Source organism: Cellulophaga baltica 18, assembly GCF_000468615.2.
GTDB lineage: Bacteria > Bacteroidota > Bacteroidia > Flavobacteriales > Flavobacteriaceae > Cellulophaga > Cellulophaga baltica.
In genome coordinates, this window is sequence record NZ_CP009976.1 from 1,717,403 (window position 1) to 1,740,347 (window position 22,945).

Below are 22,945 nucleotides of genomic sequence, written 5' to 3' on the forward strand. Positions count from 1 at the left end.
AATTACTTCTTTTTAAGTTCGCGGTCTATTAAGGCCTTCAAATCTTCCAATTCCTCTTTGGTAAGTTCTGTTTCTTGTGTAAAGAATGATGCAAACTGACTAGCACTGTCGTTAAAAAAGTTCCTTATGAGTCCGTTTACATGCTTAGAAAAATAATCTTTCTTTTTTACCAGTGGATAATACTCTCTTGACCTACCTAATGTTTTATAGGCTATAAACCCTTTATCTGTCATTCTTTTTAGCAGTGTTGCTATGGTAGTGGTGGCAGGTTTGGGATCCTCATAAGATGCTAACAAATCTTTCATGAGAGCGGTTTTCTGCTTCCATAGTATATTCATTAATTCTTCTTCTGATTTTGAAAGTTGCATTCTTGTAATTTTTCTTGTGCTCTACAAACATAGAATAAATATTGTAATTCTACAAGTGTAGAGGTTTAAAATAATAAGCAAAAAAAATCCATTCGATTAGGAATGGATTTTAAATATGCTGTAATAATCGTTATTCTTCTGATTTTTCTTCAGTAGCTTCTTCTTCATCTTTTCCAAAGTAGGAAGCATATATCCCATAAAGGATAACAAGACCCACTAGGCCTAAAATTATTTTACCCCCTAGACGGTCAAAAAATGATGCTGTAACCGTTTCTGGGATTTCAACTTTTGCAATTGCTGCAATTTCTTTTAGCTCTTCAGGAGATAACTCAACGTAAGTTTCATCATCTACATAACCTGTAATAATGGCATCTGTATTACTGTAAGGAAGCCAAACAATATGGCTAATAGTGTACATCTTACCAATATCAAAATACCTACCATCTTCTAACTGAAACTCTTCTGTGTCAGGTAAGTCGGTAACTTTAACGATTTTTTGAGCCTCTCCGTAAGGAATAGGGATTCTTGCTTTTGCAATTGCTGCATTTAACCCTAAGAACAGGAGTCCGAAGGTAAGTAATGTGCTTAATTTCATTGGTTTAAAATTTAAATTAGGTTGATTAACTATCTTTATTAAGCGCTATTATTTGATTTATAGTATATATCATGATGTATTTCATCGAATATGTTCTGTGATTATTTTTGTTTTTTTTGAAATATTACGGTATTTGTATTATTAGGGAGACAATAAGTGCCACTACTCTCGTCAATTTTTTTAAGTTTGCAAGGATAAAAATTAGAACCATGAGCATACTAGAAGAATTGATAGAAAGAAGCGGCAATAAATGCGAGTTATGTACTTCAACAGATAATTTACAGGTATATGAAGTTCCACCTGTTTCTATAAGCGGTATAGATAGTAGTCTTTTGGCTTGTGGTGTTTGTGTAGATCAAATTGAGAATCTAGACAATACAGATCCAAACCATTGGAGATGCTTAAATGATAGTATGTGGAGTGAGTTTGATACGGTTAAAGTGGTTGCTTGGAGAATGCTTTCGCGTTTGAAAGGAGAAGGATGGCCTAAGGATTTATTAGACATGATTTATCTTGATGACGAAGCGTTAAAGTTTGCTAAAGCTACAGGTGAAGGCCTAGCAGAAGCCGATAAGATTATTCATAGAGATGTTAATGGGGTAATTTTAGAAAATGGCGATAGTGTTGTTTTAATTAAGGATTTAAAAATCAAAGGTTCTAGTCAAGTTGCGAAACAAGGAACTGCGGTACGTAGAATATCTTTAGATCGTGAGAATGCAGAGTACATAGAAGGTAAAGTTGGCCCAACAATGACTGTCATCATAACAAAATATGTAAAAAAATTATAATTTAATTGCGTTAGGGATAGTAGTGAAAAGCCCGCAGCCGTTTTTACGGTGAGGACTTGTAACGTATAGCCCGACCTTTAGGTAACGCCATAAAAAAAGTCCGTTTTCATAAGAGAACGGACTTTTTATTTTAACTATTTTTTTTTCGGATTGTGCTTTTGTTTGATCCGTACAAAAATTAGTTTGTTTCTGCTTTTTGAATTTTCACGTTGTTCAAGTTCAAAAATATCTATAGATTTAATAAGTGGTGTAAGCTTGTCAAAGCCATAATTCCTGGAATCGAAATTAGGTTGTTTCTTTTGCAGCAAACTCCCGACATCGCCTAGAAAAGCCCAACCATCATCATCTGAAACATCAGAGATGGTTGTTTTTATAAGTTGTATGTCTTTTCTAGTGATTTTGTCTACCGTGTCTTTGGCATCGTCTTTTTCGGTATCGCTTTCTGGACTTTCTATTTTCGATTTTAGAATTTCAATATATATAAACTTATCACAAGCCACAATAAACGGGTTGGGAGTCTTCTTTTCTCCAATACCTATAACTTTCATGCCAGCTTCTCGTAAGCGTGTAGCGAGCCTTGTAAAATCACTATCACTAGAAACCAAACAGAAGCCGTTTACTTTTTCTGAATATAAAATATCCATGGCATCAATAATCATGGCAGAATCTGTGGCGTTTTTACCTGTGGTATACCCGTATTGTTGAATGGGAGTAATTGCGTTCTCTAACAATAAATTTTTCCATTTGGTTAAATTAGGCTTGGTCCAATCTCCATAGATTCTCTTTATTGTAGGGTTGCCATACTTTGCAATCTCTTCCATCATTTCTTTTACTTGGGCAGAAGGAATGTTGTCGCCATCTATAAGCACTGCTAAATTTGTATCCATAGTATTTTATTTTATGTCCGATTGATGTAAAAACTACTAAAACCTTGAGTTAACAAGGTTTTATTCGCATTCTTATTTTTTAAATAATTCTGTATAGTATTGATAAAAATATGGAATTGTTTCTATTCCCTTTAAATAATTCCATACCCCAAAATGCTCATTAGGCGAGTGGATAGCATCACTATCTAAGCCAAAGCCCATAAGAATAGTTTTACTGTTTAATTCTTTTTCAAAAAGCGCTACAATTGGAATACTACCGCCACTACGTTGTGGGATTGGTTTTTTTCCAAAGGTAGTTTCATATGCTTTTGATGCGGCTTGATAACCAACGGTATTAATAGGAGTTACATAGCCTTGACCTCCATGATGTGGTTTTACGACTACTTTTGCACCTTTAGGCGCTATGCTTTCAAAGTGTTTTTTAAACAAATCAGTAATTTCTTTCCAATCTTGGTTTGGTACCAAACGCATAGATATTTTAGCATAGGCTTTGCTAGCAATAACTGTTTTTGCGCCTTCGCCTGTGTAACCACCCCAAATTCCGTTGACATCTAAAGTAGGTCTAATAGAATTACGTTCATTGGTCGTATAGCCACTTTCACCATAAACGGCATCAATATCCAATGCGTTTTTATAATTCTCAAGACTAAAAGGAGCTTTTGCCATTTCGGCGCGCTCTTCTTTAGATAGCTCTTCTACATTATCATAAAAGCCAGGAATAGTAATATGATTGTTTTCATCATGTAAACTAGCGATCATCTTAGTTAAAATATTGATAGGGTTTGCAACAGCACCACCATATAAACCAGAATGTAAATCGCGATTAGGGCCGGTAACCTCCACTTCAACATAGCTTAGGCCACGTAAACCCGTGGTAATAGAAGGAACATCATTAGCAATCATTCCAGTATCTGATATTAAAATAATATCATTAGCGAGTTTTTCTTTATGGTTAGCAACGAAAATGGCCAAGTTGCTACTACCAACTTCTTCTTCTCCTTCAATCATGAATTTTACATTACAAGGAAGTTGGTTTGTTCTTACCATATATTCCATTGCTTTTACATGCATATACATCTGCCCTTTATCATCACAAGCACCACGAGCAAAAATTGCTCCTTCCGGATGTTTGTCTGTTTTTTTGATGACCGGTTCAAAAGGTGGAGAGGTCCATAAATTGATTGGATCTGCCGGTTGAACGTCATAATGACCGTACACAAGTACGGTTGGAAGGGCTGGATTTATAATTTTTTCAGCATAAACGATCGGATAGCCATCTGTTTCACAAATTTCTACAGCATCACATCCAGCATCTGTTAAAGCTTTTTTTACGGCATCTGCAGTATCTAATACATCTTGCGTAAACGCAGTGTCTGCGCTTACTGACGGGATTTTTAATAGGTCTATAAGTTCAGAAATAAAACGTTCTTTGTGTTCAGAAATGTAATTTTTTATTGCTTCCATTTGTTATTTTTAGTCGAGTATAAAGCTACAAAAAAGAAGTTTTTTCAAGTAAGTATTTCTAAATTGAATTTTTACTTTATATTTGCACTCCTTTAGCGAAAGAAATAGAAATATTTTACGAGCCAAAAGGAACTTTTTTGAAGGTAAGGAGATCTCAAAATATCGAGATGTACCTACTGAAGTAAAAAATGCAGGCGTGGTGGAATTGGTAGACACGCTAGACTTAGGATCTAGTGCCGCGAGGTGTGAGAGTTCGAGTCTCTCCGCCTGTACAACGTAAAAAAAGCCTTTCGAGAAATCGAGAGGCTTTTTTTATTTCCAATTTTTCCTCCCATGTATGGCTGTCCAAGTACATTATTTTCTATCCTGAAGCTCAAAAGCTCTTCAAAGAAGTATTAAAATTTAACTTTTTCAAAATTTAACTTTTTTATTTTAATTGCTGCACCTTCAATAATCATAGGTGTTTACTGTTGATTCAAGAAAATTAGAATAGGAAAATTAAATAGCTGATAATTTTTTTTAAAAATTAAGAATAAAATAACATATATTTGGAACACCAGTTTGGTTCACCAGTTTGGTGTACCAATAGGAGAACTCAACTTCTTTTATTAATTAAAATGAAATTTTAGATGAAATTAAAAATTAAACTAATGGCAATGATCGTATTGGTCTTCAATATGTCATTATTTGCACAAGATGGATACGTGTTATCCGGAACAGTATTAGATGGGGCTAATGTGCCAATTCCAGGCGTAAATGTTTTGGTCGCTAATAGTACTACAGGTACCGCTACAGATTTTGATGGTAACTTTCAGTTAAAGGTAAAACGTGGTGATGTAATTAAACTTTCTTACATTGGGTACGTTACGCAATCGATTTCTATAACAGGACAAGAAACTGTTTCAGTCGTATTAGCAGAAGATGCTAGTCAGTTAGAAGAAGTGGTCGTAGTAGGATATGGGTCTCAGAAAAAGAGTGACATTACAGGAGCGGTGTCTTCTGTGAAATCGGAAGAATTAAACGCATTCCCTGTAGCAAATGCTGAACAGGCGCTACAAGGGCGCGCTGCTGGTGTGGTGGTGCAGTCTAATAATGGTGGTGAGCCAGGTGCTCCTATAGCAATTAAGATTAGAGGAAATACTTCGATCAATGCAGATAGTTCACCTCTTATTGTTGTCGATGGTTTTGTAGGCGCAACAATGCCTCAAGCTAATGATATTGAGTCTATGGAGGTTCTTAAAGATGCTTCTGCAACGGCAATATACGGTTCAAGAGGATCAAACGGTGTTGTTTTGGTAACTACAAAAAAAGGTAGAAGCGGAAAATTAACTGTTGAAATTAATTCTACTTACTCAGTTCAAAATACAGCGAATAGATTAGACTTATTAAATGCAGATCAATTTGCAGCATATCAGCAAGCGATTAATCCTGGGTATATTCAGGGTAGTGAAGATACAGATTGGCAAGAGCTATTGTACAGATCAGGAAGTACAGCAAATCACCAATTCTCCTTTTCAGGAGGTAGTGAAAATATCAATTTTTATGCTTCTGCGAATTATTATAAGCAGGAGGGGATTATAATTAATTCTGATTTTGAAAAAATATCTTTCCTTTCTAATGTAGATGCACAAGTAACTGATAAATTGAAGTTAGGTCTTAACCTTTTTGGAAGTAGAGGTGATAAAGGTGGGGTTGCAACACAATCTACAGGTTCTACGGCTAATGCTGGTGGAGATGATGTAATTTCTTTGATGTTTAGATTTGCTCCAGATATTGGTCCTATAGATGAAGATGGTCTTAATACGGTGCAAAGTGCTATTGGTGATAGAATAGATAATCCTTATGCTATAGCTAATGAAAGAATTATCGATACTAAAACAGATAATTTTAGAACTAATTTTTATGCTAATTATGATATTTTTGAAAACCTTGCTTTTAAAACTACATTTGGTTTCAGTACTATTAATGAGACGTTGGGAGATTTTCAGCCTTCTACATTAATTGAACAGGCAGGAGCAGCTGGAGGTAGAGCGTCTTATAGTAACTTAAAGCAAACTACAGTATTAAGTGAAAATTATTTGACCTATAACGCTGCCATAGGAAAAGGTAACCTAAATTTATTAGGAGGATATTCTTACCAAAAAAATACTTCAGAAAGATTTTCAGCGAGTACAGAAGGATTAATCTCTGATAGTTTTTCTTATTATAATCTAGGAGGAGCTTCAACTCCATTAGCGCCTTCATCATCATTTACGGAGCAAGAAATTTTATCTCAATTTGGAAGATTAAATTTTGATTACGATGATAAGTATTTGTTAACTGCTACAGTAAGACGTGATGGTGCTTCAAACTTCGCTAGAAATGAAAAATATGCCATCTTTCCTTCAGGTGCGATAGGTTGGAAAGTGTCTAATGAAGAGTTTTTAGCTAATAATGGAACTATCTCTAACTTAAAATTGAGAGCTAGTTATGGTGTTACAGGAAATCAAGCTATCGGTGCTTATGAATCCTTAGCTAGATTTGTAGACTTATATGCTGTTACGAACGGACAGACTGTAAATGCAGTTACACCTGATCAAGTTGCGAACGCAAATTTGAAGTGGGAATCTTCTTATCAAACAAATTTAGGGTTGGATCTAGGATTGTTTAGTAATAGAATTTCATTAGCATTAGATTATTATAATATAGATACTAAAGACCTGCTTTTAGCAGATGCAAGTCAGCCAGAATACTTAGGTTTTGCAACTTTAGCAAGTATAAGAAATGTAGGTGAAGTTAATAATAAAGGATTTGAAGTTTCTCTAAGCACAAAAAATATTTACACAGATAACTTTAGTTGGACTACAGATTTTAATTGGTCGACGAATAAAAATGAAGTTGTAAAATTAATTGATGGTATTGATGTGTTTTTAGATGCGGCACCAAGTTATCTTAGACAAGGCCGTACTCATATTCTAAGAGAAGGCGAAGCGGCAGGTGTGTTTTGGGGTCATGAGTATCGTGGGGTTTACCAAGGTGGTGACGTGCCAGTTGGTACAGCTCTTAAGCCTAACGCGGCGGCGGGAGATCCACTATTTACAGATATAGATGGTAGTGGAACAATTACCACTGATGATCAGAAAATAATTGGTGATCCTAACCCAGATTATACATTCGGATTTACAAATAACTTTAATTATAAAAACATAGATTTAAGCATCTTCTTTCAAGGTTCTCAAGGAGGTGAAGTTTTTAACTTAACTAATGTTCAATTATTTAATGGTGATTCTAACGCAACTACAGATATTTTAAATGCATGGACTCCTACAAATACAGATACTAATATTCCTAGAGCTGGAAATAATAGTAACAGAGAAATTTCTTCACGTTTTGTAGAAGATGGAAGTTACATCAGATTAAAGAATGTTGCTTTAGGATATACATTCCCTTCAGATCTTGTTGAGAAATTAGGGGTAGATAATCTTAGGTTATCTGTTAGTGCTCAAAATTTATTAACATTCACTAAATATTCTGGCCTAGATCCAGAAGCAAGTTATTTTGGTGGTGGCGGTGAAAGTACAGGAGAGAGTAATACCACTCAAGGTTTTGATTTTGGAAATTACCCAACAGTTAGATCGGTGAATTTTAGCCTTAATTTAAAATTTTAATCAATAATTTAAAACATATATAATGAAAACATATAAATATTTATTCTTATTGATAGGCTTATCAATGGTAGGATGCTCAGATTTAGAAGAGGATCCGCAAGGGCTGCTAGCTCCTGAAAGTTTTTTTAGTTCTACAACGGATATTCAAACTGCAGTCAATGGGGCTTATGGTCATATGATTCATGAGAACTTTTGGGGTAGAAAATTACCTACCACTTTAATGTTGCGTAGTGATATGGTTGCTATAGCTGATCCTGCAGCAAAAGTAGAGAGACAACAGCATGATGATTTTACCGTATTGACAGATAATTTAATGATTGACACCTATTGGCCAAGATCATATCAAATTATTGGAGCGGCTAATCAAGCTATAGCAGGAGCTGAGCTAGTTGATGTAGCAGATGATGTAAAAAATCCAATCACGGCGCAAGCGTATTTCGTAAGAGCATTTATGTATTTCCATTTGGTAAGGCAATTTGGAGCTATACCTTATTTAAATGCACCTGTAACCGATGTGCAAGAATCAAAAGTTATATCAAGTACTCCGGCTGATGAGGTCTATGCTAATATTATTGCAGATTTAGAGTTTGCTAAGGCATGGTTGCCAGATACTCAGGTGGCAAGATCTTTACCTGCAAAATCAGCGGCAAGTTCATACTTATCTTTAGTGTATTTAACTATGGGAGAATGGCAGAAGGCTTATGATGAGGCTAAAGAAGTTATTGATAACAAAGGAATCTATGATTTGGAATTGGATCCAGATTATCAAAGTTTATTTGATGCCACTAAAATTGACGCATCAAAAGAACCAATTTTTGTCTTAGATTTTAATAATTTCAGAGATGGTAATGCGGGGAACGATCAATTAGGTCCGATGTCTGGTTTAAGAGGAGATGAGCAGTATGGTAACGGTGGCGGTTGGTCTATTATGGCACCGGCTCTAGGAGTTTACACGAGTTGGGATGCTGGCGATTATAGAAGGGCAGTAAGTTTAGATGATACAGCAGTTTTTGATGGAGAGCTTACTTCTTATCCAGATTTTATTTCAGCCTCTAAAGATGACCGAAATGTAAATCAGCCATATATCGCTAAGTATACAAGGTTCCCAGGTGAGTTTGCAAATGGAAACGGTAGGGCTACAAGTTATAATTATTCTATGATGCGTTATGCGGAAGTGTTATTAATTGCAGCGGAAGCAGCAGTAGAGCTTGGAGATAATGCATCAGCCACAACGTATATAAATGAGGTTAGAGCAAGAGCTAGATCAGGTGGTTCATGGAAAAATACAGGTGCGAGTGCTGTGCCTGCAGATATCACTGGGACAGTTACTGTTAATGATGTATTAGAAGAGCGTAGATTAGAATTATCTTTCGAGGGTATTAGATGGTATGATATTGCTAGAAGAAAATTAGGTAGTGAAGTATTTGGTGCTTCAGGATTTGAAGGAGTAAAGCCAGGATTTGATCCAGCTCAAGATTATTTACTTCCAATACCAGCTGATGAGATTATTAGAAACCCTAATTTAACGCAAACTCCTGGGTATTAAAATATGACAAAATATAGTTTGAGTTGACTATGTTCTTTTTTTTGAGTTAATTTTAAGAATTTACTGGTCTAAAGTTTAGATCAGTAAATTTTTTTAGTTTAAAGAGGTAGGGTGATTGCTGTTGGATTTTATAACTAGGTTTAAATTATTTAAGCATTTCCAGATGAAGTCAAATAGAATAAGAGTAAATGATAGCATTAATGATCAGAATGCAATTATTTCTAAGATTAAAGAATTTATTCTTTACAAGAATTTAGAGCCTGGCGATAAGTTGCCATCGGAAAGAGAATTGTCTGAAAAGTTCAAGGTAAGCCGAAGAAACGTTAGAGAGGCTATTGCTAAACTAGAGCATTATGAATTGTTAAAATCCATTCCAAAGACTGGAACTTTTATTGCAAATATTGGACAAGTAGCTTTGAAAGGAATTATGGAAGGTATTGTTGGATTGAAACAACAAGATTTCAAAACCTTAGTAGAAACAAGACTAATGTTAGAAGCCCAAACTAGTTTTTTGGCAGCTCAAAGAAGAACGGAAGAGGATTTAGTGAATATTGAGGCAGCTCTGCATCTGTACAAGGTTAAAATGATAAATAGGGAGGATGCTCTAGAGGAGGATTTACTTTTTCATCTGGCCATTGCAAAAGCCTGCGGTAATAGTACACTTAATGCTTTGATGTTACAAATTACACCTAAAATTATATCTGTCTTTGAAAAAATACGGGTTTGTGATGAGGATGGCTTCATGCGCGAAGTGAATCAACATGAGGTAATTTTTAATGCCATTAAAGATCAGGATTCTCAGCTAGTAGTAAGTGCCATGGAGGAGCATTTTAAAATACTGAAAGACTTCTGTAATGAAATTAAATAAAACCTAGGGCATAAGCTAGCGTAAAGTTGATTCGCTATTCATAGAGACATCGCTTGTAATTCTAAAGCCTTAATTTTGAGCTGGGACTAGGTTATATTGAAGGGATAGCATTTTTATTGCGTATCGTTTCCCAAGTTCTCTAATTCCTTCAGAATTAAAATGTGTTCTATCTGATTTAGCGCCGCATCCCCTAGAAGAAATGACATGAGATGTAGGAATACTTTTTGGCAAGGTCTGTATAATTGTATTCATTTCGGCTAGTAAACCATTTTGATCTTTATGTACAACTTCACCAGCTAATAAAGGAACTTGGTTTGCTTTTAATGATAAATCTTTAAGCATATTTCGGTAGATCTTCTTTACGTAAGTTGGCCATTTGGTATCACCATTATTTGTTTCGCCTTGGTGCAATAAAATACCTTTAATTATTCCTCTCTTTTGGCTTTTTTTAGCTAAATCTATTAGGTGTTGGTAAGGGTTTCCTCCGTAATCTATAATTTTATTTTGAAACCAATCCTCAGGATATGTATCTGTGAATTTTTGATATTTTTTTTTATTGAATAATCTAATATCAGAACCACCTACGGCTACATTAATCACAGCAATTGTGATGCTATCGGGGAGATTCTTTATCATATTTTTTCCAAAATAATCTGCAGGTGATAATCCTGTATAACATTGAGTAAGTGGTGCGGCGGCAGTGTACCAACTTCCTTTGGTTCGGTTTAAATTGGGGCAATCTAGAGACTGCAGCATTTGAAAACGAGTATTGCTAATGGTATCTTGAGACTCTATAGTAGCAGAACCCTCCATGTTAGATTGGCCAAAGCATAGGTAGATATGAAAATTTGCATCAATTTCTGGAGTTACTTTTGTGCTATCTCCTGGGGTTGTTGTCTGAATTTTTAGATCATTTATTTTGTTTGCGCTAAAGCTAAAATGAGTTACAAAAATTAAGCCTAGAAAAAAAGTGATTCTTTGTAGTGTAGTTGTAAGATGTATCATGAATAGTTCCTTTTGTTGTAGACTCAAATTTATTATTTTATAGAAGCTTTTACTTTGTATTTTATGCTGATTGCTAATAGTATTTTAGTGTTTTGTAATCAATTTTTGTTGATCTCTAAAATAACTTGGAGTGTATCCCATTTTTCGTTTAAAGGTTCTATTGAAGTTTGAGATGTTGTTAAAACCACTGTCATAACAAATTTCGTTGATAGAACGTTCCGTTTCTATAAGTAACCTTGCTGCGTGCCCTAAACGTAAATCGCTAACGTAGTCAGAGAAGGATGAGTTGGTACTTTTTTTAAAAAAATGACTAAAGGCAGATTCAGACATATTAACCAATCCAGCAACCTCTTTAAGAAGTATTTTTTGATGTAAATTTTCTTTAATGTAGGTATTCACTTTTTCTATTCTGCGACTTTTGTGAATGGTATAATGATCTACATAAGAGTGACTTGCTAATGTTTTTGTATTACGAGCAATAGATAGGTCGTATAAAATGGATAGAAAATTTAGTAGGGAGTCAAAGTCTTGAGACTCAGATAAACGTAATATTTTTGGTTTTAAAACAGTAAGGGTTTCTTTTGAAAACAAAATTCCTCTTTTAGATTTCTCTAAAAGTAGCCTGATAGGAAGCATGAGTTTTCTATTTAGTGCTAGTTCTGATAAGAATTTCTGATGAAATTGAACAGTAACAACATGCGCTTTTGTGTTCTTATCTTCTCCGGTCCAAGCGTGTGGTGTGTTTGAACCAACCAAAACCAAATCGCAATCTGTGTATTCTTGTATAGAATCTCCTATGATTCTCTTTCCTGATGAATTAAGAACCAAGTTGAGTTCTAGTTCTGGGTGAAAATGTATCGGAAAATCAAACTTAGCAGAATGATGATTTAAGACAATAAAGAAATCATCTTCAGATATAGGGACTAATTCTCTTAAAATACGCGCTTCTTTGTTCATAAAAGTATCATAGTGTGTTTTCTCAAAATAAGATATAAAATATATTAAATTATAAATATATAGTCTTATAAATTATCAAATTAAATAAATATAACTATAAATTATCTTATATATTTTGTTTTTCTAACTTCCTGTTGATGTTTTTTTGGTGTTTTTTCATATTAGTATCATTAATCAACATGATTTACAAAATTAAGGTTAAGGATATGTTATTATTTTGTCAACAACTTAATTACTAACTAAAAAAATCATGAACTAATGAGGTATGAGTTTCAAAAAAGTATGATTTTTATTGTTTTCTTAATTTTAAGCTTTTCAGGAGCAGCGCAAATTAAGGTAACCGGAACAGTAAAATCTAACGACGGAATTCCTTTGCTTGGTGTAACCATTATGGAAGGTGGTTCTACGGCAAACGGAGTGACAACAGATTTTGACGGAAATTTTTCTATTGAATTGAGTGGTTCCAATAACGAGCTTGTAGTTTCATATATAGGCTTTGTAACTCAAACAATTCCTATTTCGGAAGGTGCTGCAATTACTGTAATCTTAGAAGAGGATCTTGAACAGCTTTCGGAAGTTATTGTTGTGGGGTATGGATCTGTGAAAAAGAGTGATCTTACAGGATCCGTAACTTCTGTAGAAATGGATAATATTCCTTCAAAACCATCAAACTCTATAGATGGATTGCTACAAGGTCAAGTGGCGGGTGTGCAAGTTGTCGCAGCTTCAGATACTCCCGGAGCAGGTGCGGTTGTAAGAATTAGAGGGGGGAGTTCTTTACGCGGTGGTAATGATCCTCTTGTGGTTGTAGATGGCTTTCCAATTGGTTATGCCGGAGATTTAAAGCAAATATCTCCTCAAGATATTGCCTCCATGGAAGTGTTAAAAGATGCTTCTGCTGCTGCTATTTATGGTTCTCGAGGAGCAAATGGCGTGATCATAATCACCACAAAAAAGGGGGCAAAACATAGTACTGAGGTAACCGTTTCTCAGCAAAATACGTTTACAAGGTTTACTTCTGATTTGAATTTATGGAGGGATCCAGTTTTAATGGCTGAGCTAAGCAACGAAAGTAGAGTAAATGGTGGTTTTACGCCCATATATATCGGTGCTAGAGATGCAAACGGGGTGTATTATCCTTCCGTAGGAGAGTTAAAGAATGGTGATTGGTCTTATAATACACGTTGGGATGATGTAGTATTTCGCGATCCGGTATCTAATAATACCAATCTTGCTATACGGAGTCAGACAGATAGAACTCAATTTAGTTTAAGTACAACTTACTATACAAATGAAGGAGTGTACATAGATGATGATTATGAAAAACTGAACATTAATCTTAATGTTATTCATAAAATTTATGATGATAAAGTTACCATTGGAGGAAATGTTCTTTATTCTAAAGGAAATAGAAATGATAATGGAGGATTGGCATACTGGCGTAATCCTATTTTTCCAGTGTATTTGGAAGGAAATCCTTCTAATGATTATTTTTTAGCAGGGTCACAAGATTATTCGCACCCTATTGCATTAACTGAAAACAGAACCAATAAAAACAAGTTTTTAGATTTTATAGGTTCTGCTTTTGTAGAGATTCAATTTATTCCGACTTTAAAATTAAAAACTCAAGTAAACCATAAATTTGGTCGTTCTATTACGGACTATTATAATCCCAAAAAATATACAGAGGATGGTACTTTTAATAATGGTTCTGGAGGTGTTAGTAATTGGGAGAGCAGTGAAACTGTAGCGGAAACGTTCTTAACGTTTAACGATACGTTTAAAGAGAAACATAGTCTTACTGCCATGGCTGGTTTCTCATATCAAGGATATGAAGCTAGAACTTCTGATTTAAAAGCTTATGATTTTTTAAATGAATCTTTAGGGAATGGTAACCTCGCCGCGGGTAATCCCGAAAAGCAATCTGTGGCGAACGGCTTATCTGAAACGGTGATGTACTCTGGACTGGGGCGTTTAAATTATTCTTATGAAGACAAATATTTAGCAACCTTTACCGTGCGTACCGATGGTTCTTCAAAATTTGGAGCCAACAATCAATGGGCAATGTTCCCTTCTGGGGCCTTGGGTTGGAAATTGCATAAAGAAAGCTTCATTGAAAATTTAAATGTTTTTGATGAGTTTAAACTACGCGCTAGTTATGGTATTTCTGGGAATCAAGGTATTTCTCCTTATTTAATTAATAGTAGATACGGACAAGATCAATACTATGTAAATGGTCGTTGGCAAACAACAATTGGTCCTGGATATGTAGTAGGTCAGGATAGCCAAAGTGGTAAGAAAACCTGGGGTGGTATTCCTAATCCAGATTTGAAATGGGAGACTACAGCACAATTTAATATAGGGGCTGATATTGCATTTTTGAATAACAGAATAAAAATCACAGCAGATTACTATAAAAAGTCAACCTCAGATTTGTTGCGTGAACGTTTACTTTCTCCCTCTTCTTCTTATGACAAAATGTGGGTTAATGATGGAGAAATAGAAAATCAAGGAGTTGAATTAACACTAGATGGAGCTATTGTTGCTAAAGAAGATTGGGGTCTTGACGCCATGGTGATTTTTTCAAAAAACAAAAACAAAGTGGTTAGTCTTGGAGATGCGCTTGCGTCAGGCTTAAATACAGATGCGCTTACTGGTTTTAAGTATGAGTTCTCTGGTAATCAAGTAGAAGCTTTCCGTTCTATCCCTAATATTTTAGCTATTGGGCAGCCTATAAATGTTTTTTATGGTTATAAAGTAGATGGTATTATACAGTCTGAAGCTGAAGGATTAGCCGCGGGGCTAACGGGTGATTTAGCGCAACCAGGAGAATTTAAATACAAAGATTTAAATGAAGATGGCGTTATTGATGAGAATGATCGTGCTATAATCGGGAATCCTAATCCAGATTTCATAGCGAGTTTTAATCTTAATGCACGCTATAAGAATTTTGACTTCTCACTTTTTTTTAACAGTAGTATTGGTCAAGATGTCTTTAATACTAAAGCATTTAGTGAGCCAAGTAATACACCATTACGTTGGACGCAAGATAACACAACCAACAATTACCCAAGCTTAAGAGATGGCCGCACTATTTATATGTCGGATTGGTTTATAGAAAAAGGAAGTTTTTTACGCTTACAGAACCTATCTGTAGGCTATACTATAAAAGACTTACAAACGGCTTGGCTTAAAAAAGGTAGAATTTTTATGAACGGTACCAATCTATTCACCCTTACAGATTTCAAAGGTTATGATCCGGAACTAGGTGGAGATGGTATTTACTGGGGTGGGTATCCTAAGTTAAGAAACTGGACTTTAGGCGTAGAATTAACCTTTTAAATTCAGTTAAAATGAAAACATTGACAATAATAAACGAATTGAAAATGAAGCACTTTAAAAGATTAATAGTGGGACTTGCTCTGGTAACTGGTGTTACTTCTTGCGAAAGCTTAGATGTAGAGCCTACTGGTTTTTACTCTGATGAAAATTTCTATAAAACCATAGAAGATGCAGAGGCGTCTATTTTATATGCTTATGATGCACTTACACTTGTGAGCTATGCTCCAGTCACTTATTACTTTACAGAATTGGCATCAGATAATTGTGATGTAAAAGCAGATGAGGGTGCAGATGCACAAGCATTTGTAAATTGGGAGGTTACTGCTCAAAACCAATTACTAACACAATATTACAGATCTATTTATATTGCTGTAAACCGTGCCAATGCAGTTATAGAAAATATAGAAGGCAAAGGGTTTAACCCAGAAGACGAAAAACGCATACTTGGCGAAGCTTTATTTTTAAGAGCCTACAACCACTTTAATGCCGTAAAAGCTTTTGGTTTAGCGCCATTACAAAAATCTCTTATAGATAAGTTAGACGAAACAACAGCTACACTACCTGCAGATATGCAAGAGGTATATGCTTTTTTAATAGACGATTTAACTAGAGCTATAGACAATTTAGAAATAAACAGAGTTACTGGGCGCGCAGATAAAGTTGCTGCACAGGCATTACTTTCTAAAGTGTACTTATTTGCTGCTTCTGCCAAAGAAAGTGGTGTTCCTAAATACAATGCCATTTCAGAAAATGTAGATGTTTTATATGCTAAAGCTGCTGAGTATGCAGGTATGGTTCTAAACAATCAAGGGGAATATAGTCACGATACTGATCTTCAAAACATTTATAATGTTGACTCTCCTAACGGACCTGAGCATATTTTTATATTATCGTTAGACAGGTCTGGTACACAAGAAGGAGATTACTCTAAACTATCTAAATACTTTATTCCTTATATAGATGGTGCAACAGTATATCTAAAAAATACAGACGATACTTTTTCTCCAACACATGATGGGTGGAGTGTTTTTCAAACCTCAGATAAGTTGTTCTCTTCTTATGCTGCGGATGATAAACGCAAAACCGATTTATTTGTTTCAGAAATATACAACCAAAATGGTGTTGCAATAGGCTCTGTTGCAGATGGCACAGTAATTTATCCTTTTACAAGAAAATACATAGATCCTTTATTTGAGGGTGATAAAACAAGTACAAGACCATACTTAATTCGTTACTCAGACATACAGTTGGTATATGCAGAAGCTACTGCCAATGCAGATGGTTTAGCACAATACAATCAAATTAGAAGTAGAGCAAACGCAACAGAATTGGCTAGTATTGGTGGCTTATCTAAAGTAGATTTTAGAAAATTTGTTGTAGCAGAACGCCAAAGAGAACTTGCTTATGAAGGAGACCGCCTATGGGATCTTAGACGCACAAACACAGTGCAAAGCAATGTTACTAAAGCAGCAGGTCTTTCTCCAGAAGCAGTTGCTTTTTATCCTATTCCACAACGTGAAATAGACTTAAACCCTAACATCAACTAAACTATAGCGTAATGAAAAAATTATATAACATTTACTTTGTGGTACTAGCCCTATTTTTTGTTGCTTGTACAGAAAATCCTCTAGAAGATGTAGAGGGAACAGATTGGCAAAAAGAACGCAACGTGGTTTCTATTTTACTAGAAGGTCAAATAGGAACAGCTATTATAGAACGTAATTTTGATGATGCAAAAATTAAAATTTATGCGAAAACAGAAAATATAGCAGATTTATCTAAGGTAGAAATTAAAAATATTGAGCTATCATACGGTGCAAGTTCTGCAAATGAAAAGGGTACAACATTAGATTTAAGTAGTGGTACAACTACCATCTCTGTTGCATCTGGAGCTGGCAATAGTTTAGATTGGGAGGTTACAATGCTTCCTTTTAAGTCGGACTTAGAGGGTACTTGGTACATTGGTGATATACGTATGTATTGCGATATGTTTACCTGGGAAAGCTGGGGATGGGAAAAGAACGAAAGTATGTTTGGTTACCTAGCAGAATTAAACCCAGAGCTAGACAACAAAATCACTTTTACCGTAGAAGGTGCAGATGCTAAAGGAAATCCTTTTGGGGAGTATGAGCATAATGCTGGTGATGATGGTGCTTTTGGTAGTTATACCGATGCTGGTAAAGGATGGAACTTTGATTCTAGATTCAGAAAAGTACCAACTGGTAATGGTACTTGGTTAAGAGATTTTGAACGTAACAAAGTAATTATTACAGACGCTAATAAAGTAGAGCACGAACTAGATTTAGAATTGCTTACCGCAACTAACGAGGTTAATTTAAAAACTGAAGTTCCTTACTTAGCTGAAAACTTTAGTTGGACAGATACGGATTGGAGTTATGAAGAACTAGCTCATATGTCTAAATTAACGTGGTATACACTAACAAAAGAACGTGTAATACAAACAGGTAATAGCATTACAGGCTTAACTGTTGCAGATCAAGTAGGCGACACACAAATAGATAACGATGCTAAAAAAGTTACAGTTAAAATAGCAGATAATGGTGCAAATATTTCTGCTATAGAACTTACTAGTTTAAACCTGTCTTACGCTGCAACTACAGATAGTAGTGTTGGTAGCACTTTAGATTTTTCAACAGCAAATACAACTACAATAAATGTTACTTCAGAAACAGGAGAAATCGCTACTTGGACTATTAATCTACAAATAGATGTAGATTTAAGTGATGTCTCTATTGCAGGAACTTGGACCGTTGCCGAAATTGGCGTTTACTGTGATATGTTTACCTGGGAAACTTGGGGCTGGGACAAAACCGAACTATTGAACAATTATTTACCTAGCGCAGGTAAAGAACTAGATAATGCAATTTCATTTATTGTTGAAGGTAAAAACGGAGACAACCCTTACGGAACATATGAAAACAATTCCGGTGCAGACGGTGAGCACGGTAACTTTATTTCTGATGACACTAGCTGGCCAGAAACCGAATTCAATAGCAGATTTAGAAAAGTACCTACAGGCACAGGAACTTGGGAACTTGTTGGTGACACAGTAACTATTACAGATAGCGCAGGAGCTGTATTTGTTTTAACACTAGAAATTAATTCTGAAACCGAAATTGCCATAACCTCAGAGGTAGAGTATTTATCAGAATTATACAACTGGACCGATACCAATTACAGCTACGAAGAAACAGCACATATGTCTAACAAGATGTGGTATAATTTAAGCAAATAATAGATTGTCACCTTGCCATAAAGGTAAGATGACACAATAATACTAAAGAAATAAAAAATGACAGTAAAAAATATATTCGCCGCTATATTACCAATGTTACTTATTGCAGCAAGTTGTGACGATGAAGAACCAGCATTTACTTCCCTAGAAAAAAATAGAGAAGTAGTAATTACAGAAGAATTGGTTTCTACAGACTTTGTGGGTAACGGTGCACAATGGGGTGGTTATGAAATGACACCAACTTGGCTAGGAACAGAAACACTTAGTGATGCAGATTGGAACACCTTATTTAAGCGTATAGATTTTATGCGCCCTCCGTTTTTAAGAATTGTGACAAATCCTGCTTGGTCTTATGACAATAATGGTACGTATGACGAGACAACAAAAACGGTTTCGCTTTTTAAAATGTTGGACTACGCAAAAGACCGCGATATAGAAATTACGTTTGGCGAATGGGGACATAGTTCTACTGATGATATTAGCACTATAGATATGAGTTGGATTGAAAACTCTGTAAAATTCTTAAATCATTTGGTAAACGAAAAAGGCTATACAAACATTAAAACAATAAACATTATTAACGAACCTAATGGAGACTGGTCTAGTACTAAAGGAGATTACAACATTTGGAAAAATGTACAACTAGCCTACTTAGAAGAGATGAAAAAATACAGCTTATCTAGCCTAAAAGTTATGGGTCCAGATATTGCTGTTTTTAATACAGCTAGCCAAACAGATTGGTTTACAAAAACGGAAGCAGATTTAGGAGATAATGTTGGTTTGTATGACATTCACGTATATCCACAACAGCAATTAATACGTGATGGCGAATTTGCACAAATGCTTAGAGCTTACAAAAAGGAAACGCCTGCAGACAAGCGTATTGTGTTGGGTGAAATAGGCTTTAAATACACAGAGGTAGATGCGCAATTAAAGTTAGAAAACGAAGAAGCAATTGCAAACGACCCATATGCTGGAGAAGATTCTAACATGATGATTTACAAAGCATTTTACGGTATAGATATGGCCGATGCTTTAATACAAGCAATGCGCGAAGGATATTCTGGTTCTCTGGTATGGAATATGGATGATGCTATGTACAACAGTCCAGACAATGGAGATTACCAATCTGATAAATTAAAACGTTGGGGATTCTGGAACATCTTAGGAGAAGAGCATACAGGTAATGCTGCAGATGAAGCTATAAGACCATACTTCTACCCTGTATCATTATTAACGCGTTTTTTTCCTGCTGGGAGTGATATTTACAACGTAGAATTACCTAATAAAAAAGGGTTACGCGCAGTAGTAGGTACTTACAATGGTAAGCAAACAATTGCCATTGTTAATTCACATTACTCAACGTATGAGCTTAATTTAAAATCTGATTTTATAGGAAGTATTACAGCAAATAAATACAGTTACAAGTCCAATGCAGACGGTTCTTTTGTTGGTGAAGTAGACGAAAATGGTTTTGCTACACCAATGGAAAATAACGTAGAACTAAACTTTAAAGACGGTGTAAAAATGACGCTAGAAGGGGAGTCTTTTATTCTATTTACGAATATGGAGTAATCTATAAGTTCAAGTACTAAATTAATCAACATAATTTATAAATAAGGAAATAAAAATTAGAATGAATACTGTAGAAGAAAACAAAACAGGATTATTACGCCTAATAAAAAACAAAAACAACCCAGTTTTAAGTCCAAATCCAGCAAACGACTGGGAAAGCTTAGTAGTATGTAACCCTGGAGTTTGGTATGAAGAGGGTACATTTTATATGCTATATAGAGCTGCTGGAAACGATAAAGAACATCAAATACGTTTTGGTTTAGCCACTAGCACAGATGGTATTAATTTTACGCGTACTTCTAACAAACCAGCTTTTAGTCCAAGTGTAGATGGTCCTGATATGGGCGCAGTAGAAGACCCTAGAATTGTAAAATTTGGAGACGAATTTTACATTACTTACGCCTACAGACCTCATCCTCCAGGGCAATACTGGAACTTTGATCACGATGAAATTTTATTGCCAGATTGTGATAAAGACGCACCTTTGGTTTTAAAAAATAACATTGCAAACTCGGGCTTACTATTAACCAAAGATTTTAAAAAATACAGACGCTTAGGTAGAATTACTCAGAGTAATTTAGACGATAGAGATGTTATTATTTTTCCTGAGAAAATAAAGGGAAAATTTGCAATGCTACACAGGCCAAAAGAATGGATTGGTGAAGAGTACGGTTGCGACAAGCCTTCTATCTGGCTTCGTTTTTCTGATGACTTAATGGTTTGGGAAGAACCAAGCACATTATTGTTAGCGGGTATAAATGGCACTTGGGAAGAAAAAATTGGTGGTAGTACTCCTCCTTTAAAAACCAAAGACGGGTGGCTAATTATATACCATGGTGTAGAAAATGGTGGACTAGGATACTACCGTGTTGGTGCGGCTCTTTTAGATTTAGAAGATCCAACAATTGTAAAATCTAGATTAACCAATTGGATTATGGAACCAGAGCACGATTATGAAATTGATGGCTTTTATAAGGGTTGTGTTTTTCCCACCGGAAATATGATTGTTGAGGATACTTTATATGTATATTATGGTGCTGCAGACAGGTATGTAGGTCTTGCAACTTGTAATATTGATGAATTATTAAACGAATTAAAGAATGCTTAAAAAGCAACTATTTAACTATATGTTACTTCTTCTTTTTTTACCGCTAGCATCTTGCCAAACGGTAAAAAAGGTGGAGTTAGTTAAAATTGAAGCCAATACCATTATCTCTGACGAATTTATTGGCAACGGAGTGGAGTGGTCTGCGTACCCACACGCAGATGCAGATGACGCAGAATGGGGCTTACTCATGACGGAGGAAAAATGGGAGACCGTTTTTAAAAGGTTGGATTATATGAAACCCCAAATAGTACGTGTACTAGACCAAGCAAATTGGAGGTATTTAGAAGGCGTAGATACAAACGGAGAACCTATACTAAATTTTGAAAATCAGGAAATGCACGCTTTATACAAGCTGCTAGACTATTGTCAAAAAAACGATATAAAAGTTATACTTGGTGAATGGGGGCAACCTTACAAAGTGCATGATACAGACCTGAAAATGCAAAATACTTTTACCGGTGCTACAGATCCAAAATGGCTAAATAGCATTGCACAACACGTAGATTATCTAATAAACAAAAAGGGCTATAGCTGTATTAAATATTACAATTTAGTAAACGAACCTAATGGTTATTGGTCTTCTATAGATGGTAATTGGGACGAGTGGAAACTTGGAGTTAAAAAGTTAGATAGTGCTTTTGTATCTAAAAAGCTTAAAACACCAGTGCACGTAATAGGTCCAGATGCTACGCCATTTAACAATGATAAATCTAAGTATACTGGTGCAGAGTGGGCAAAGGAATCTGTTTTGCAATTAAAAGATGTTTTAGCTGCTTACGATGTGCATGATTATCCTACTAAAGAATTTGTGCGTTCTGGTGATTTTGAAAAACACTATACAGCTATGATATCTTTTGCTGATAGCGTTGCTAGAAAGCCTTTTATTTTAGGAGAAATAGGGTTTGAAAAATACGTAGACGACAATATAAAAAGGTATAAAGCAGATCCGTTTGCAAGTCCAGATAGTCAATTATCAATTTATGATTATGACTATGGTGTAGATATGGCAGATGTTCTAATACAGTCTATGAATAGTGGTTTTGATGCTGTTATTGCCTGGGGATTAGATGATGCCATGCATACCAATGGTGATACCGGAGAAAAAAATCAGCTTAAAAAATGGGGAATGTGGAATATTCTTGGCAAAGAACTAACTGGTGATGCTACAGAAGAAGACATAAGACCTTGGTTTTATACGTGGTCTATTTTAACAAGGTACTTTACAAACGATATGAAAATTGTAAAAACTACCGGATTAGACATAGACAAAGTACGTATGGTTTCTGGTTGGTCTACAACTAATCATTTTACTTTTTCTGTGGTTAACAATAGTGATAAAGAAGCAACTTTTATACTAGACACAAAAAACCTAAAAAACAAAAGCTTTAAAAAATTTATATACAGTGAAAACAATAGACCTGTGGATAACAACAATTTTCCTAAAGCGGTACAAAACAATTTAAGTTTTACGTCAGGATCAGAACAAATAACTATTCCTGCAAAAAGCGTATTACTTTACACAACCTACAACTATTAAAT

The 22,945-nt window shown here is 35.2% G+C and carries 16 protein-coding genes and 1 tRNA gene; 11 read left to right on the forward strand and 6 right to left on the reverse strand.

Annotation, left to right across the window (positions count from 1 at the left end):
* Positions 1–2: 2 nt before the first annotated feature.
* The gene (locus tag M666_RS07315; RefSeq protein ID WP_029447175.1) at positions 3–368 is read right to left on the reverse strand and encodes a BlaI/MecI/CopY family transcriptional regulator; all 366 of its coding nucleotides are present in this window, start codon (positions 366–368) and stop codon (positions 3–5) included.
* Between the two features lie 130 nt (positions 369–498).
* Positions 499–963, reverse strand: coding sequence for a hypothetical protein (locus M666_RS07320; RefSeq protein ID WP_029447174.1), 465 nt, complete (start codon positions 961–963; stop codon positions 499–501).
* A gap of 209 nt (positions 964–1,172) precedes the next feature.
* Between M666_RS07320 and M666_RS07325 the strand changes: the two genes are divergently transcribed.
* Positions 1,173–1,751: a PhnA domain-containing protein gene (locus M666_RS07325; RefSeq protein WP_029447173.1), complete on the forward strand. Its 579-nt coding sequence runs from the start codon at positions 1,173–1,175 to the stop codon at positions 1,749–1,751.
* A 134-nt stretch (positions 1,752–1,885) separates the two neighbouring features.
* On the opposite strand, the gene M666_RS07330 is transcribed toward M666_RS07325, so the two are convergent.
* Both M666_RS07330 and M666_RS07335 read right to left on the reverse strand, forming a co-directional pair.
* Positions 1,886–2,638 (reverse strand): NYN domain-containing protein, encoded by a 753-nt coding sequence (locus M666_RS07330; protein ID WP_024481922.1) that lies wholly within the window; start codon positions 2,636–2,638, stop codon positions 1,886–1,888.
* A gap of 72 nt (positions 2,639–2,710) precedes the next feature.
* Positions 2,711–4,102, reverse strand: a complete 1,392-nt coding sequence (locus tag M666_RS07335) for a dipeptidase (RefSeq protein WP_029447172.1) — start codon at positions 4,100–4,102, stop codon at positions 2,711–2,713.
* Between the two features lie 190 nt (positions 4,103–4,292).
* On the opposite strand from M666_RS07335, the gene M666_RS07340 reads away from it, so the two are divergent.
* From M666_RS07340 to M666_RS07355, 4 genes are all read left to right on the forward strand, one after another.
* Positions 4,293–4,374, forward strand: a tRNA-Leu gene (locus M666_RS07340).
* Positions 4,375–4,731: 357 nt separating this feature from the next.
* On the forward strand, positions 4,732–7,749 hold the full coding sequence (locus M666_RS07345; RefSeq protein ID WP_039325338.1) for a SusC/RagA family TonB-linked outer membrane protein: 3,018 nt from the start codon (positions 4,732–4,734) through the stop codon (positions 7,747–7,749).
* 22 nt (positions 7,750–7,771) lie between these two features.
* The gene (locus M666_RS07350; protein ID WP_029447171.1) at positions 7,772–9,295 is read left to right on the forward strand and encodes a RagB/SusD family nutrient uptake outer membrane protein; all 1,524 of its coding nucleotides are present in this window, start codon (positions 7,772–7,774) and stop codon (positions 9,293–9,295) included.
* Positions 9,296–9,458: 163 nt separating this feature from the next.
* Positions 9,459–10,163, forward strand: a complete 705-nt coding sequence (locus M666_RS07355; protein WP_029447170.1) for a FadR/GntR family transcriptional regulator — start codon at positions 9,459–9,461, stop codon at positions 10,161–10,163.
* A gap of 69 nt (positions 10,164–10,232) precedes the next feature.
* Here the strand turns inward: M666_RS07355 and M666_RS07360 are convergent, their stop codons facing one another.
* Positions 10,233–11,168: a sialate O-acetylesterase gene (locus M666_RS07360; protein ID WP_029447169.1), complete on the reverse strand. Its 936-nt coding sequence runs from the start codon at positions 11,166–11,168 to the stop codon at positions 10,233–10,235.
* Positions 11,169–11,252: 84 nt separating this feature from the next.
* Positions 11,253–12,125 carry an AraC family transcriptional regulator gene (locus M666_RS07365; protein ID WP_024481917.1) on the reverse strand — a complete coding sequence of 291 codons (873 nt, stop codon included), beginning with the start codon at positions 12,123–12,125 and terminating at the stop codon, positions 11,253–11,255.
* 282 nt (positions 12,126–12,407) lie between these two features.
* Between M666_RS07365 and M666_RS07370 the strand changes: the two genes are divergently transcribed.
* From M666_RS07370 to M666_RS07395, 6 genes are all read left to right on the forward strand, one after another.
* Positions 12,408–15,467, forward strand: a complete 3,060-nt coding sequence (locus M666_RS07370) for a SusC/RagA family TonB-linked outer membrane protein (protein WP_226989959.1) — start codon at positions 12,408–12,410, stop codon at positions 15,465–15,467.
* Between the two features lie 11 nt (positions 15,468–15,478).
* Entirely contained in the window at positions 15,479–17,014 is a 1,536-nt protein-coding gene (locus M666_RS07375) for a RagB/SusD family nutrient uptake outer membrane protein (protein WP_226989960.1), read from the forward strand.
* Between the two features lie 11 nt (positions 17,015–17,025).
* A complete protein-coding gene (locus M666_RS07380; protein ID WP_029447166.1) occupies positions 17,026–18,723 on the forward strand; it encodes a hypothetical protein in 1,698 nt (565 codons plus the stop codon).
* A 57-nt stretch (positions 18,724–18,780) separates the two neighbouring features.
* On the forward strand, positions 18,781–20,298 hold the full coding sequence (locus M666_RS07385; RefSeq protein ID WP_029447165.1) for a glycoside hydrolase family protein: 1,518 nt from the start codon (positions 18,781–18,783) through the stop codon (positions 20,296–20,298).
* Between the two features lie 61 nt (positions 20,299–20,359).
* On the forward strand, positions 20,360–21,406 hold the full coding sequence (locus tag M666_RS07390; RefSeq protein ID WP_029447164.1) for a glycoside hydrolase family 130 protein: 1,047 nt from the start codon (positions 20,360–20,362) through the stop codon (positions 21,404–21,406).
* A gap of 70 nt (positions 21,407–21,476) precedes the next feature.
* Positions 21,477–22,943, forward strand: coding sequence for a hypothetical protein (locus M666_RS07395; RefSeq protein ID WP_226989961.1), 1,467 nt, complete (start codon positions 21,477–21,479; stop codon positions 22,941–22,943).
* Positions 22,944–22,945: the final 2 nt, after the last annotated feature.